Source organism: Kovacikia sp. CALU 1929, from assembly GCF_056784235.1.
In genome coordinates this window covers 1-15,777 of sequence record NZ_JBXBCF010000123.1, presented here as the reverse complement: position 1 = coordinate 15,777, position 15,777 = coordinate 1, and the positions used below count along the sequence as shown (strand labels likewise).

Genomic DNA, 15,777 nt, shown 5'->3' with positions numbered 1-15,777 from the left:
GAGAGTGTGGAGGCTTCTACGTGAGCTTTCGTCGTCTCAAATGAGCCTCGCCGAACTCTTGATTGCTCAAGCGTTCAACTGAGATCACGCTGAAGTCCGAAGGGCATTCAGCCTAACTTCTTACCCTTAGTCTTCTGCTATACCAGCCTACCGATGAATGCCGAAAAAGTTAGTGAATGCCGAAAAAGTTAGCAATTCCTACAGTTTTCGATACATCTCTGGTTAAGGATTGTGTATTCAATAATTCTTCCGTCACCCCCATTCCTTTTCGCCACTTTTACAGGGCGATCGCCTCGCAGTGGGGAGCGATCGCCCCTCACAAATCACACGCTCTGGACTTCCCTGGACGGGTTACCTATCCAGCGGACTTCTGACTGCATCCACAGGCAAGGTCAATGGTTGGTTGAGTACGGGCTTATAGAGAAACAACAACGCACTCAAGCCTTGATTCTGGATGGATGCCGCACCCTTCTCTACTACAGCCAGATGAGTCAGAAATGCTTCGACTTCGACGCGACCCATTTCACAAGGATGGTGCTTGTTGTGTCACAAAATGTACAGCGGCTCCAGTTGAACATCGCTTTCCTCAGTGGGGTGGAATAATGGTTTAACCGAATAGTTTCGCGCACCTGTTCCAATCCCTTCTCAGGACGAGACTCCATAACTGGCGATGCTCCTACGCATCCAGAAATACTTGTATAAAGAAATACTAGTATGTATTAAATTTTCCCATCTTAAGATTGACTGAAGTCATCTATCTAATCCAAGAAACGAGGCTTATTATGCAGAAGTTTGTCTACGCTAATCCTCCCATTTGGGATCATAGGTAGATCTGAGCCAGCCTAATCCGCTGATTTGGGATCTTACGATAGATAGATTTCAGCCTAATTATCCCTGAGGGGCTAGATAGGTAAACACCGTCAATCTAATTATATAGTTAGCATTCCACGCGCTAGCGCACCTTCAGGGTGAAAGAAATTACATTTGCTAGATAAGTATTCATGCTTATCGAAAATCTAATTTCTTAGGAGGCATACAAAAATCGTTCTGTTCTTGATTGCTTATAATTGATTGATGGGAAATGAGTTGGTCAGATACTCAAGAGCAGGTGATGTATTTCACTACCGATGGGCAGCGCGACGCTGCTTAAGAATGATTCATCCAAAATCTTCAATTAAACACATAGTAATTGAGGGTTCAAAGGAGAATGCAGTTGCTGGAGAGTATGTGATCGATGTTGCTGAGTATGCAGAAAATGTAGAAGAATCTTGTGAGGACATTACATACTTTCAACTAAAACATTCAACTCAAAGGGTAAATGAACCCTTTAACTTAAGTGATCTAAAGGATACGATCGAGGGATTTGCAGAACGTTTTTCTGCTCTCTTCAATAAAGATAGTGATGCACATCAAAGCAAATCTGTAAGATTCTCGATCGTTACTAATCGGCAGATTGCTAATTCATTTAAAGCAGGTGTTCGTGCTATCAGAGATGGAGAGCAGTCTGACAAACAATTTCAGAAAACGATTGAGAAATACACACAACTCAAAGATGAAAAACTTCGACATTTTTGTGCCTCTTTAAGTTTGATTGATGGAGAGGGAGATTACATTGCACAGAGGCATGAGTTGCACGTTGAGATCTCAAAACTTTTAGCTGGGGCTGTTGCTAGTGCTGAGATTGCTAGTGTGATTGAGCTTGTACAAGAAAAAGCACTACCAGGAAGTAATGGTGAGATTGTTTGCGAAGATATCTTAAGACTGTTTCACATTACATCTAAGAGGGATTTATTCCCTGCGCCTCCAGAGTTTGAAAAGTCCAAGGACTACATCAAGCGAGAGCAGCATGAAACATTAGTTAATAATATCCTTAGGGCTTCTACGCCTTCAGTCATTCATGCGAATGGAGGGGTAGGTAAATCTGTCTTTGCCCGCCAAATTGCAGAGTCCTTGCCTGCTGGTTCGTTGGGAATTGTATATGACTGCTTTGGCTCTGGAAAATACCGTAATGGAAGCGAACCTCGGCATCGTCACCGTGATGCTCTTATGCAAATTGCAAATGAAATTGCATTACATGGTTTATGCGAACTTTTGATACCGCAATCTAATGATTATGCTGCGATTCTAAGAGCATTTTTATTGCGATTAGATAAGGCTGCTACAGCCTTACGTACAATCAACCGAGATGCTGTTTTAGCGATCTTAATTGATGCAGCAGATAACGCGGAGATGGCTGCAAAGGAATTTGGTGACGCCTGTTTTGTTCATCAATTATTACGTGAAAAGCCACTGGAGGGAGTCCGAATTGTTGCACTGTGTAGAACTGAGCGAGTTAATCTTCTCCAACCCTTAAGTACAGTTCAACAGCTTGAACTACTTCCTTTCAGCGAAATAGAAACCTTGACTCATCTCCAAGAACATTTTCTAGATGCGGCTGGTATTGACGGAATTGAATTTCATCGCTTGACTGGTGGAAATCCACGAGTGCAGGCAAATGCGCTAAGTATAAATCACAATAACGTTGCTGATGTTCTAGCTGCTCTTGGACCTTCAGTGATCACGGTTGATGAACAGATTGCAGCACAGCTTGAGTCAGCCATTTCTAAGATCAAGGATAAGCTACCTAATGACTTTCAGCAGTATGTTGATGCAATATGTCTAGGTCTTGCAAATTTAACTCCATTTATCCCAATTCAAGTACTTGCTACTGCTGCGGAGATTGAAGCTTCTACAGTCGTAAGTTTTGTTGCCGATCTAGGGCGACCTCTTTGGATATCTGAAAACTCAGTTCAATTCCGAGATGAGCCAACAGAAACTTGGTTTCGAGCAAGATTTTCTGCATCAATGGAGCAGATTGAGGGGTATGTTACCCGCCTTAAGCCTCTAGCCTCTGAGTTCGCCTACGTTGCTCAAGTTCTACCTTCCCTACTATTACAATCTGGGAACTATGACCAACTTATTGGTTTGGCACTCTCTGATGATTTACTGCCTGAAGACAATCCAATCGACGAACGGAATGTTCGAGTGTATCGTTTGCAGTTTGCCCTTAAAGCAGCCTTGAAGCAGAAGAGATACGCTGATGCAGCAAAACTGGCTTTACGAGCAGGAGAAGAAGTTGCAGGTGACAAGCGGCAAATTGAACTTCTTAAGCAGAATGTGGATTTGATCGCACCGTTACAATCTCAGCAAAGAGTTCAAGAATTAGCATTTCGACGACAGCTACGTAGTAGTTGGAACGGATCAGAGAATGTGTATTCTGCTTCACTTCTATCTTCTATCGCTGAATTTAAGGGGGAAGCTAGAGGCTTTTTAAGAGCGGCTGGCAACTGGTTAAGCTTGTATTTCGAGGAGCGTAGGAATAACAAAGAACAGCTACACAGTGAGGAGCGTCTCACGGACTCTGACATTATGGAAATGGCAACTGCCCACTTTCTTCTTTATGGGACAAAGAGGTTAGTCAACTTTATTCTGCGTTGGCGACCACCAGGAGTTGTATTCCGCGTTATGCGGTTATTTATCAAACGTCTTATTGATGCAGGAAATTTCGCAGTTGTAGATGAGATTTCGCATCTTGGGTGTCGCAACCAATATTTGATGATAGCTGTCGCGGATGAACTGATAGGGGTGGGTAAGTTTCCTCCCATTGATGCAATGCGAGTATGCCTGGATTTATTGATCCATAAACAATCTCGTATCTCCAAACCAACGGAGTATTGGGCTGAACAGGCATTTTTTTCAGCAATCATTTCATTTGCAGAAGCAAGCTCTGCGTTAGGACTCTCCCAAACTAGGATTCTGCGGCTCTTAAATCACTATCTTCCCCAGAAAGGCTCTCGTCTGGTTAGTATGGATTACCACGATGGAGAGCGACATTTTTTTCTTCGAGGCACAGCTTTAAGGTTCACAATTTCAGGTGGTTTTGAACCAGATATTGAGAGTTTAATACCAAAGAAGTTACTTGAAGATAAAAAGAACTCTCAAGATACCAATGAGTTTAAACAAGTCGTTGGAGGGCTACTACCGTGGTATCTGATTCGCTGTCGTACTCTACTTGGTAACAAGGAAAACGTTAAGTTAGCTTTTCAGGAAGCCAATGAGCGTTCAAAGAAGGCGAGATCGCAAAGATATAGACGACATGATTGCCTGCCTTTCGAGATCGCTCGTGTGCGTTTTGAGAGTTTAGTCTTAATGAATGCTTGCGATGTTGTTGATGAGGAGATCAGCTTTGATAAGATTTTTGACGGCGAGTACAACCTTTCCCTTATAGATCATCTAAAAGCAGTTCGAGCAGCCTACCGCCTAGAGCATCTTTCGCCGATTAGAAACCAACTTGAGCAATCTTGCTACGAAAGAGTAGCATCTGTCTCAGATGAAGGGCCTGAGGCAAAAGCTAATTACTATATTGATCTTGCCCGGGCTGTTCTTCCCATCAGCCCTGCGGACGCAGCAGCTTATTTCAATTGTGCAATCGAGGCAGTCTCAAAATTCGGAGATGAATTAGTTGAGAGATGGGGTGCTGTTGTTGCTATGGCGAAGCGTTCTGCTGAGGGTGAACAATCTTCTCCAGAGGTTGCGTACCGTTTCATTCGCTGTGCTGAATTAGTGGGTGATACCGTAGATCGGGAGAAACATTGGAGCCGCAATGAAGCTGTTCAGGTTTGTGCAAAGTTGTGCCCTATGTCAGCTTTTGCTGCCTTAAGCCGATGGCGCGATCGAGATGTAGGATGGTTTGATCGTCAATTGCCTGCGTTGGTTCATGAAGCGGTGCGTTCTAATATTGTTGCACCATCAGTGGGTTGGTCATTGTCTGCATTTTCCTGGGAGTATCGATTTGATGAGTTTGTAGCGCTTTGTATAAAAACTGAGTCTGACAAGGCTTGTCGTCAATATATCGTGAATACTGCTGTTCGAGATCTTAGATTAAACGATACTTCCGAGAATAATTGGAAAAACCTTAAAAGAGTGGCTGAACAATTTTCATTAAAAGATGAAGAAATTCGACAAGTTCTCGAATTTCATGCTGAGCAGAAACAAGTAACCTTAGCATCCCAGATAAATAATCAGGAAGATGATGATGAGGACATTAATTGGAAACCACAAGCGGTTGATCTGACTGGCTTAGAGGAAATCTTTAATGATCTTGACTTAACTACAAGCTTAGGATTAAGTGGTGTGATAGATCGTTTCAAGACTCTACCTTATCCTCGTAACCGCGAATTCTTTTGGAAGGCAATTTATGAACGAGTTTCTGCCAATAGTGCAAGTGATTTGCTTTTAGCCATAACAAACGCCGAAAAAGCCGACTTATATGATATCCAATGTGCCCTAGCCAACTTTCCAGATAGCTATCGTCAAAGAATAAGTGTCAAAAGGTGCTGGGATAAAACCTTATCCTTAATCTCTCAACGTTTTGCTCATAAATTAATTGGTTACGTGAGCAATGAAGCAATGCAAGAGTATCTTCTTGGGGAGATGAAACTAGGACATGACGCTTTACCATTAATATACGAAGGAATCATCAAAGGGCTGTCAGAGTCTCCAGATTTAGTTAATGCGGGTGAACTTTTCGGATTCTCCTCAGTAGTATCATCATTCATCAAACCTGAAGAGGCAAAAGATTTACTTGAGTTTGCACTTTCCCGCTTTGAAATCCATATTAGTCAAGATTACGGGGATGGTTCTTGGGATAATTGGCTACTTCCTCCATCTAATATTTCAGATGCTTTCACTGGCTTTGTTTGGGCAGCATTAGGTTCACCTCGCTCTGCTGTCCGGTGGCAAGCGGCACATTGCGTCCGAAGACTAGCAGAAGCAGGTTGCGAACAAGAACTCAATTTCTTGATTGAATGGATGAAGCGTGACTGTGTCAATGCTTTTGGAAATCGAAAGTTTCCTTTTTACAATCTTCATGCGCGACTGTATCTATTAATAGCTTTAGCACGTGTAGCGATAGACAAGCCCAAACTATTAAGGCAACATCATCTGCTCTTTAAAGAACATGCACTTGATGGTTTACCTCATGCAATTATCCAAAAAATTGCCGCTGAGATTGCCCTATCTATTGAAGCTACTTTCCCAGGAACATATGAAAGTGGTGTCACTGAGAAGCTTCATACTGTAGGTATTAGTCAAATGCCAGTTAAAGAAATTGATAGATATAGAGAAAACCTTCAAGAAACTCCTTGGCATGCCAGAGGTGAGGTTGATTGCACCTTGAAGCTTCACTTCGGCTATGAGTTCGATCGATGTTGGTTTGAGCCTCTTGGTAGGGTATTTGGTATTTCAGGACGGCAAGTCGAAGAACTGGCACGTGAAGTTGTCCTGAAAGAATGGAGTGTTGCGATAGGCGATGATTTCATTCGCGATCCTCGTTCTAATCTATGGAATTCTTCTCAAACTGGACGAGAGACACGGCATAGTCACGGCAGTTATCCTCGTACTGATGACTATAGCTTCTATATCTCTTACCATGCAATGCTGGCTGTTGCTGCAAAGTTGTTATTAGAAATGCCTATCGTTCATAGTCATAGTTGGTGCGGAGATGAATGGACTGATTGGCTTCAACGGCATACTTTGGCGCGTGCCGATGGCCGATGGTTAGCTGACAGACGAGATCCCCCTCCACTAGAGCGGCGTGCTTGGTTATCAGAAAAGACAACAAAAAATTGGCGGCAGGACATAAAGCTTGATGATTTTCTTGACGGTCTATTGACTAATCACAAAGGAGAAACTTGGTTAAATATCCGTGGGTCTTGGAGTGATAGCGATAGCGAAAGACAGGAGAGTTTTTACATTACAAGTGCGCTTGTTTCACAAAGGACCTCTGAGTCGCTATTAAATGCGCTGAGCACTTGCCTGAACCCGCATGACTTTAAACTTCCTGCTTATGACGAAGAAGAAATGGAGTTTAGCGAACCTCCCTTTGAACTACAGGGATGGATTTGGAGAGGTTCTCAACATGAAGGGCTTGATGCTGCTGACCCACATGCAGGTGAAATTGATTACCCGCCTTATAGAATTGGTGATTCAATCATCAAGCAGCTTGGACTCTCTTTAGATTTAGAACAACGAAAATGGTTTATGGCAGGGAAGACGGAAGAATCACTCGTTTGTGAACTTTGGAGTACACCTAGAGGAGAAGATAAGGAAGAACCACCTAAACATGGAGTACGAATGAGTGCATCATTGGACTTTCTAAAGAAACTCTGTGCCACTCTTGAGCGCGAACTCATCATCGAAGTACAAATTGAGCGTCGTTTACGCAAGTCGTCATATTACACTAGGAGCGATGATGACGGAGAATACCCAGCCGCAAATAGCAAAGTTTATATCCTCTCAGCAGACGGTAAACTCAGAGATACAAGCACGTGCTATCAACTTAGGTAAGGCTCTTGTCCAAGAAATTAGTCTCGATCCTGGAGTTGATACCCTCTCAAGATGGATGGCACACTATATTACTGAACAAATTGCGATTTCAGAAACTGCAACAGGCAGAGAGAAGATTGAAGCCGAACAGCAATGTTTTGACACTATTTTGAAGCTTTGGGCACATCGATTATCACTACCAAACAATCGATATCCTTTTAAGAATTTTGAACCTATATTTCAGACTTTAAGTAGCCTTGATCCAGATAACCCTCGATCTTACTATTTTGATAACTCTCATCTCCAGAAAATAGAAAATGATGACACGTCTGAAAACCAAGCTAATGAGATTCAGTTGTGGATAAATCTGGCACTTTCAATTGATGCTGCCGCACGTGTTCTGATCGACTTTGCGCTCAGGCAAGCTGCCTGTAATGCAGAAGATGAGAAAACTGCTACTTGGCTAAAGACATCTATAGGAATTTCTGATGATGAGTATGATGATCTCTCCATAATTGTTCGCCTTGTTGGAGAATCTCAAGAAGAGAACTCTGAAGAAGAAGTCCGTGAACAAAAACGTCGTGAACTAAGTTCAAGGATTGAGAAGCTGGATAGGTTTATAAAGTTTAGTAGGTTACTACGTGATGAACTGACTGAGCAGCTTGAAAATATCTCAGATGGAGATTCCAGTACAGATGCCTAACACTGCGTGGCAGCGGACGGACGAAAGATGTTGGTGTTAGTTTTGATGCTATCTACCACCGCTGCACTTTACCGTTGTGCCGCTTGATAATTTGTAGGGCACAGTTTGTTCCCATATTTGTCAGTATTCGATGCTCAGCTAATGTAACCCAGCGAGTTTGAAGCTGTGGCAAAACAGTAAGTGCTAGACTGGCTTCAAACCAGTGCGAGAAAGCCTTTATGTTATGGCTGCCGTTCTGGTTTTTCCGAGAGGTGTTTCCCTACGGGGAAACCTGTATCATCGTCTCACCAGACTCTATCCAAAAGCGATTCAAGCAGAAATTACACGGCTCTGTGTGAAGCTTACGATTTGGTGAGGGATGAGTGTATGGATGAGTGGATGATAAATGAAAAAATCAACAATTGAGATCCTCAAGCAACGAAACTGGCATCAATCTTTCAAACAAGGAATAATTGGAACGGTTGCTATTTTTCTGCTGACTGGATGTGACTCGATCAGAAAGATTGTAACAGACCTACCAATCCCCAATTTTGGTTCAACTGAACAACCCGCTGTTCAGGCTCCACCCCAATCTGAAACCTCTGCTGAAATGGAAGAGCAGGTGCGTCAACAAATTAATGTCATTCGTGAAAAAGAGGGCTTGAGCCAGCTCAGAAATAATGAAAAGCTTGCCGAAGTTGCCCGCAACTACAGTCAAAAAATGGCAGAGCAAAATTTCTTCAGCCATACCAGCCCAGAGGGCAGCACAATGGTTCAGCGGGTTAACTCAGCGGGCATTTTTTATTTCATCATTGGTGAGAATTTGTTTAAGGGAACCAATCTTTCTCAGCCTGTCCCGATCGCCGTCAAAGGATGGATGGAAAGCCCCGGACATCGTAAAAATATCCTGCGTTCAGAATATCGAGAGACGGGGATTGGTGTGTGGCGACAGGGGAACACCTACTATTTCACTCAGTTATTTATGCGATCGATTAATTGAGTTGCAACCCGCCCAATTAACTGATCAAGCAAGGGAAAATACGTTACCCAGATATAGCGTTTCCTTTCTTGGTGAGGTACATCTCATCTGTTTGACTCAAGGGCTTTACGGCTATCCATGTACCTCACTGGATGCAAAAACGCTATAAACCAGATTTCCCTCACCTAATGCCCTATCCCCTATCTCCTATCTCCTATCCCCTGCCACCTGCTATAAGCTAGAATCTGGTCAATTTCCAAAGGAGTGCGGAGACCAATATGGCACCGCTCTATTGCAGCCAGGGACACGAAAATATTGAAGACAGCCGGTTTTGTCGCCAGTGTGGGGAACGGCTCAGCCTCAGCAGGGAGGAGCTTGACCACAGTGAAATGGTGGGTACAACCCTGAGTACGCGCTACCGGATTGTGCGCGAGTTGGGGCATGGCGGGTTTGGGCGCACTTACCTGGCAGAAGACCTGAACCGATTTCATGAATCCTGTGTGCTGAAGGAGTTTGCGCCCCAGGTTCAGGGAAGCCAGAATTTACGCAAGGCAGAAGAACTGTTTGAGCGGGAAGCGGGCATTCTTTACCAGCTTCGGCATCCGCAGATTCCCCACTTTCGGGAGTTGTTTCGAGCGGAATTTCAGGGGCGAGAGCGGCTATTTCTGGTACAGGACTATGTGGAAGGGCAGACCTACCAGGCGATTTTGCGATCGCGTCAGCACCAGGGGTTTGGCTTTGGTGAAACGGAGGTTGCTCAACTTTTGTTTCAACTATTGCCTGTCCTCACCTACCTCCACAATCGCGGGGTCATCCATCGGGATATTTCCCCCGATAACTTAATCTGGCGCAGTGCGGATGGGCTTCCTGTCCTGATTGACTTTGGCGGTGTCAAGCAGGTTGCCGCGGAGGTGATGTCTCAGGTTAACCCGGTACGCAACTCAAAACCAGCAGGAGTAACACTTCTAGGAAAAATTGGTTACGCTCCAGTTGAGCAGATGGCAAAAGGGGAGGCGTTTCCCCACAGTGACCTGTATGCGCTGGCAATGACGGTTCTGGTGCTGTTAACCGGGAAAGAACCCCAGGATTTGCTGGAAAACAATCAGTGGCGGCGCAAAGTTTCCCTCAGCCCCAAACTCCTCTCTGTCCTCACTCGGATGCTGGATCCCCAACCGCGCAAACGCTTCCAGTCTGCCCAGGAGGTTTTGCAAGCACTCAACAGTAATCAGCCCGTTTCCCGGATCACTACCACAACGCCTCCAGTTGAGCATCCCCCGGTCATCCCCTCGTATCCCGACACGATCGCCCTCGCTCCCGTTGCGGCAAACCGCTCGAACCAGAAACAGACCATCCCGGTGCCTGCCCCTAAACCCAGGCAGAAATCTGGTTTTGTGGGTTTGCTTGCCTCTCTGATCTTGCTAGCAGGTCTGGTAGGGGCAGGGGCTTGGGCAGGCAAACGCTGGCTGTTACCTCTCCTTCCAATCGCCCAGGAAAACCAGGTAAAACAGTCCGAGGAACCTGATCCTCAGCCTGCCACACCCACCAAACCAGAGCCGACCTTTTCAAAGGCAGAACAGTCGCGAAAACAGGCACTCAACCAACGGCGGGAGGACATGGGGATTGACAATTCCTTTCTGGTCAGTCTGGTGAATCGCGTGTTTTATGGTAAGCACCCGGAACTGTCTGGGCGGCAGTTGGGCAAGGGGAGCGAGGATGAAGCGCTGCGGGCTGAGTGGGATGGGGCAGCGGCAGCATTTTTGGATCAGCTACAATCCATTAGTTCAGAGGCGCGATCGCGGTTGGGGCAATACACGGAAGCCAGCTTGAAAGAGCGGCAGGCAACCGCGAATCAACTGAATCTCAGTGGTCGTGCCTTGAATGACCTGACTGATGCTCAATTTTTCGCCCTGTTTCCAGAGCAGTCTTCTGAAAACCTGCTGAAACAACCCTTTGGTCAGGTGTGGCAGGCGATCGCCAGCGATCAATTAAAAGCTATCCAGTCGGGCACCGCCCTGGAAACCATCCAGTTTCCTGAGGGCAAATTTAGCGGACAGGTGAGCGGCAGCCTGAAACCCGGTCAGGGGAAAGCATACCTTGCCAGACTCACCAAAGACCAGTCCATTCGTCTCAAGCTCCAGAGCGATCGCCCCTCAACCCACCTTTCTTTCTACCCGCCTTCCAGCAAAGCAGCAGCACTGTTGGAAGATTCTGATCAGCAAGAGTGGACTGGCAAAGTGGCAGAATCCGGTCTTTACGAAGTGGTCATTGTTTCCACTGGTAACGAACCTGTTCGCTATGACATCGACCTGGCAGCAACGGATGAAGTACCCACTGAGAATACCAATGAATAGGGTTGCTTGTTAAATGCCTAGTAGAGCTTGGCGTAAATCTGTCTACCATCCCTAACACCTAACATCCAACACCTAACACCTCTAGAATAGTCGCCAAACTTACGCCGCAGACTACTACTAGAGCTTTGGTCTTGGGCGAATCTGTCCTCCTGGCTTAAATTCAGAGCCATCGGGCATTCTGGCTCCATCTAGTTTTGCGTCCGTAATAATGGCACCAATCATCCTGGCTCTTAATAGATTGGCTTTTTCCAAGTTTGCCCCCTTCAAACTGGCACCTCTCAGGTCGGCTCCTTGTAAATTGGCTTCTCTTAAGTCGGCTCCCGACAGATCGGCATTGCTCAAATCTGCCCCATAAAGGTTGGCTTTATACAGTTTTGCCCCCTGTAAATTGGCATCTCTAAACTTTACAAGCGCCAGGTTAGCCTGTTCCAGGGTTGCCTCAGCAAGATTGGCTGAACTCAGGTTTGATCCTTGCAGGGCTGCCGAGTTCAGGTTTGCCCCCTTCAGTTCAGCCAGACTCAGCTCATAGCTGTAAAGGTTGGCTGCTGACAGGTCACAACCTGGACAAATACCCGAATTAAGCAGTTGTTTGATGTGGTCAGGGTTTGCTGCCAGCGTAGCCGTAACCAGACTAAACAGGGTTGCTAAAGGAAAAATGATCAGAGAAGACTGTTTCATCGCTCAATTATCGTGCTTGAGTCGATTATCGCTGATTGAACGCCTAAATTCAGGTTAGGTTGAGCTTTGTTCAGTCCAGAATCTGGGACGGAGCGAACGGAACCCCTGTACATCGCTTCGATCAACTGGTCGATCGCCGTCATTTCTGCTTCACTGAATTTTTGCCTTTGCAAAAGATTTCGCATTCGTCGTTCCAGGTTCATTGGTAGTTCACCTGTGTCAAGCACCCTTTGAACAATTTCAACAATCTGCATATATCACCGGATCTGTTTTAAAGAAGCGTGGAAAGTTCATCGACAACTTGCATACGTCCCTTACGCAACGAATGAAGTAGTCGGTCAATGCAGTTGATTTCTTCCTCACTAATAGACTCTGAAAGCAGGGCTGCCATTAAGCCGTAACGGTCAGCCAGCGTGATTTTGCCAGTGACGCTGGCTTGAGCAAATAGTTCAGAAATCGCGGAGGGAAGGAGGGTTACGGGAGGCATCGTAATCAGTAGAACTCGATAGTTCTACTATCTACGCTTGAATGGGTAACTCCGGTGACGAGAGGAAGGCTAAACAGGTGACATTTCACCGATGTTTGAGTGACTGTCCAGACCACTTCTGGTGACTGACCAGGAACATTTAGGGTGATAAAGATCACCCTGGTTGACGAACACAACTTCTAAAAGCCGGACTGCTTCATGGCTCCCTCGCTCTGGTCAGTGGTTCAAGAATGTTGTTCTTATCCGTAGGGACTACGGTGTATACAGATCTCGGCTTCGTTAGAAACTGGCTCTGGGGGACTTCCCCCCAGCCCCCCGCCTTTTGGGGTCCTAACTCCCCCAAACCCCCCGAAAGGGTCTAGCATTAGGGCTTCAAGTCTAGCGCGACGAGAATCAGTCAAAAATGCCTCAAACTTCAAAGACAACCGCTCCCCTTGCTACCCGTATGCCCTTGCTTGAAGACCCAGTGGGATGAAGGTTGCGATTGACGACGAGATCGCATCGTTTTGGAGGGGGGGCGGGGGACGCAACCGTCACCCGCCACGGGGGGTTTGGGGGGCAGCCCCCCAAGCAGGGTTTTGGCATTCATCGTTGACTCTGCGATCACCTACCGATTCAACTTTCACACTTGTGTATACACAGTAGCCGTAGGAGGGAGGTCCACTTTCGGCATGATGCATACCTCTATTCAGCAACATCTGCCACCATTTACATAGATTCAGGCTTGCGGATGCGGTCTTCAATATCTTCCAGAGTGCGGAAAACGAGTTGCTTGGCTTGCAGTCGCCAACCTCGTCGCTGAATGGCGATCGCAATGGCGGCTCCGGCGATCGTGGCAATTAAATCCAGAGGCTGTAAAAATGAAATGCCAAACAACAGCCCTAATCCTGCAATCCCCCAGAAAGGAAGAGCAACCACCTGCCGCTGTTCTGCGATTAATTTGCTAATCGCATCCGTAGGGATTTCTGCCAGCAGTTCCTCTTTAACCCGACGCTGCTCTGCCATTGGCACAGAAAGCCCAATCTTCTGGCGCAGCTTTTCCATTTTGCGGGCAGTGGTGCTGTACTGAGTCAGCTCATCCTCTGCCATCAGAATCAATCGTTCCAGCTCAGACATATTATTGTATTGCTCGATTGTGATAAATTTGGGTGCCGTCAAGGTTTGAGGGCTATAGCCAAAAGTATTTTGAGAAGTATGACATTTGTTTCAGCAAAAAGCATCCCGGTGCGGGCGATCGCATGACGAGTTCAACAGCTACACTCAGACTAATTAAATATTCAAATATTAATAATGCGATGGGCGACTTTGCTAAAATGCCTGCGGCACGGAATTACAACCAGATCACGAAGGGTAGTAAAATTCTCCTAAATTCCTTTAAATCCCATGTGGGTTTCGATCGCCTGCTCTGCTTGAGTCGAACTCATGTGACTCCTGGTAATTCGAGCCATCTGGCGTTGCAACCCAATCTGACTGAAAACCAATCCCAGCAAAATTACGCTGCCACCCATGTACTGAACCCGAGTAGGAACTTCACCCAGAATCCAATAGGCTGCCAGAATACCGGCGATCGGGGTAAAGGAACCAATGATCGATGCTGTAGAAACGGAGGAGGCTCTTAAACCAGCCAGCCAGAAAGATTGCCCTACCACGACAATGATTGCGCCGTAGAGCAGCATCCACTGCCAGAGAAACGGGGAAAACACGCCCATAAAGTGATCGTGTCCATACAGCACCAATGCAGCAAGGAAAAAAATAACCGTTCCCAACCCCGTCCGCACAATACTGTAGATACTTAAAGGAACCTTAGACAGCCGTTTTTTGCCAAGGATGGTAGCAACCGCTAAGGCGATCGCCCCCAACGCTGCCAGCAGTTCACCCAAACCCAAATGGAATCCTGCCATTTGCATCAGCGGCTCCCTTACAGGCTGAAGCACAATGGTGAGCGCAACTCCAATGAAGGCGGCGATCGCGCCCACAATTTGCCAACCATTGACCCGCTCATGCAGAAGCCAAACCGATAAAGCCAGGGTCAGTGGAGGTTCCACTCGGCTGACCAGAACCACACTGGTGACTGGAGTCAGCGCTAGCGCCTGAAAGATTAAACCGGGAGCCACTGCCCCCGAAAGGGTTGCCACCATGATCAGTCCCAGCCACTCTCGCCTGGATAAGCGGCTCAACACCTGCCGGTTCCACTGTTGCCTGTGAATCAGTAGCAGAACCAAAAGCGCACAGAGGTTTCCGACAAACAGCACATTGCAGAGAGAAATGGGATTTTGCCCACCCACAAAGTTTTGAGCGCCAATTTCTGTGATCTTACGGGTTACCGCACTGGAAGCCCCAAAGATCAAAACCGCTAACCAAAGATAGGTTTGCCCAGGAATCTGGCGACTGAACTGGGTCAGTTTACCAATAGCCAACTTACACACCTACATCAATCTGAACGTTAGATCCTCAACCTAAGCAGGCAGGCTGAATCTTGACTGAGAAATCGATTAGGAATTGGTCACCAGGTGGTAGGTGGTAGCGGAGACAAGGACGTTGTGACAGGGTTTTGTCTTTGCTGTTTGTCCTGACCCTTATCGCTACCGATATTTGGCATCATTCAAAGAAGTAATCAGGCATCAAAAAAATATTCAAGAAATCAAACCGGCTATCAATACGATGATCAATGCCATTCAATTAAACGGCATGAAGAAGAGCGAAGCTGCCCAAGTGTTTCAACTCAGCCGTAACACCATTGACTTGTGGCTGAAGCGACAGCAAGACACTGGAAATTACCAAGCCAAAGCGACTCGTCCGCATCGAACCAGCCGCAAAATCACGGATTGGGATCAGTTTGCCCAGTTTGCCCGACAGCATGGAGGAAAAACCCAAGCGCAGTGGCGGAGTTATGGGAAGGCTCAATCAGTCCTCGCACCATTTTTAGGATGTTGCACCACCTCGGTTTGAGTCGAAAAAAAACCGTATGGCTATCGAGAACGGGATAAGTGCAAACGAGCGGCGTTTGTAGAACAACTCGCAAAGGTGCCCGTGTCTGACCGGGTGTACCTTGATGAGTCGGGGATGGATGAACGGGACGATTACGGGTACGGTTGGTGCGAACCTGGAGTGCGATTTGAAGCGCTCAAATCGGGGCGACGGGGCGGACGCATCAACCTGATAGCGGCTTACTGTGAGCACCAGTTGAGTGCCACTTTTACAGTGGAGGGGGCTTGTAATCGAGTCGTGTTTGAAA

Annotated in this window: 13 protein-coding genes; 7 read left to right on the top strand and 6 right to left on the bottom strand. The window is 46.4% G+C overall.

The window, feature by feature from the left end; all coding sequences use genetic code 11:
- Positions 1–231: 231 nt before the first annotated feature.
- From AC1S52_RS33445 to AC1S52_RS33425, 5 genes are all read left to right on the top strand, one after another.
- A complete protein-coding gene (locus tag AC1S52_RS33445; RefSeq protein ID WP_482033380.1) occupies positions 232–603 on the top strand; it encodes a hypothetical protein in 372 nt (123 codons plus the stop codon).
- A gap of 549 nt (positions 604–1,152) precedes the next feature.
- A complete protein-coding gene (locus AC1S52_RS33440; RefSeq protein WP_482033379.1) occupies positions 1,153–7,386 on the top strand; it encodes a hypothetical protein in 6,234 nt (2,077 codons plus the stop codon).
- Positions 7,289–8,068, top strand: a complete 780-nt coding sequence (locus tag AC1S52_RS33435) for a hypothetical protein (RefSeq protein ID WP_482033378.1) — start codon at positions 7,289–7,291, stop codon at positions 8,066–8,068. Before AC1S52_RS33440 ends, AC1S52_RS33435 begins: the two co-directional genes overlap by 98 nt.
- A 385-nt stretch (positions 8,069–8,453) precedes the next feature.
- Entirely contained in the window at positions 8,454–9,047 is a 594-nt protein-coding gene (locus tag AC1S52_RS33430) for a CAP domain-containing protein (protein ID WP_482033377.1), read from the top strand.
- Between the two features lie 257 nt (positions 9,048–9,304).
- Entirely contained in the window at positions 9,305–11,377 is a 2,073-nt protein-coding gene (locus AC1S52_RS33425; protein WP_482033376.1) for a protein kinase domain-containing protein, read from the top strand.
- 117 nt (positions 11,378–11,494) lie between these two features.
- On the opposite strand, the gene AC1S52_RS33420 is transcribed toward AC1S52_RS33425, so the two are convergent.
- From AC1S52_RS33420 to AC1S52_RS33395, 6 genes are all read right to left on the bottom strand, one after another.
- Positions 11,495–12,055, bottom strand: a complete 561-nt coding sequence (locus tag AC1S52_RS33420; RefSeq protein ID WP_482033375.1) for a pentapeptide repeat-containing protein — start codon at positions 12,053–12,055, stop codon at positions 11,495–11,497.
- On the bottom strand, positions 12,052–12,309 hold the full coding sequence (locus AC1S52_RS33415; protein ID WP_482033374.1) for a hypothetical protein: 258 nt from the start codon (positions 12,307–12,309) through the stop codon (positions 12,052–12,054). The genes AC1S52_RS33420 and AC1S52_RS33415 overlap by 4 nt, the downstream gene beginning before the upstream one ends.
- Before the next feature lie 17 nt (positions 12,310–12,326).
- The gene (locus tag AC1S52_RS33410) at positions 12,327–12,542 is read right to left on the bottom strand and encodes a hypothetical protein (protein WP_482033373.1); all 216 of its coding nucleotides are present in this window, start codon (positions 12,540–12,542) and stop codon (positions 12,327–12,329) included.
- Between the two features lie 415 nt (positions 12,543–12,957).
- On the bottom strand, positions 12,958–13,131 hold the full coding sequence (locus AC1S52_RS33405; protein WP_482033372.1) for a hypothetical protein: 174 nt from the start codon (positions 13,129–13,131) through the stop codon (positions 12,958–12,960).
- A gap of 119 nt (positions 13,132–13,250) precedes the next feature.
- Positions 13,251–13,658 carry a hypothetical protein gene (locus tag AC1S52_RS33400; RefSeq protein ID WP_482033371.1) on the bottom strand — a complete coding sequence of 136 codons (408 nt, stop codon included), beginning with the start codon at positions 13,656–13,658 and terminating at the stop codon, positions 13,251–13,253.
- Positions 13,659–13,906: 248 nt separating this feature from the next.
- Entirely contained in the window at positions 13,907–14,959 is a 1,053-nt protein-coding gene (locus AC1S52_RS33395) for a DMT family transporter (RefSeq protein WP_482033370.1), read from the bottom strand.
- A 244-nt stretch (positions 14,960–15,203) separates the two neighbouring features.
- On the opposite strand from AC1S52_RS33395, the gene AC1S52_RS33390 reads away from it, so the two are divergent.
- Together AC1S52_RS33390 and AC1S52_RS33385 are read left to right on the top strand one after the other, a co-directional pair.
- On the top strand, positions 15,204–15,491 hold the full coding sequence (locus AC1S52_RS33390; RefSeq protein ID WP_482033369.1) for a hypothetical protein: 288 nt from the start codon (positions 15,204–15,206) through the stop codon (positions 15,489–15,491).
- Between the two features lie 81 nt (positions 15,492–15,572).
- Positions 15,573–15,777 (top strand): transposase (locus AC1S52_RS33385; RefSeq protein WP_482033368.1); only part of this gene is annotated, 205 nt, incomplete at its 3' end.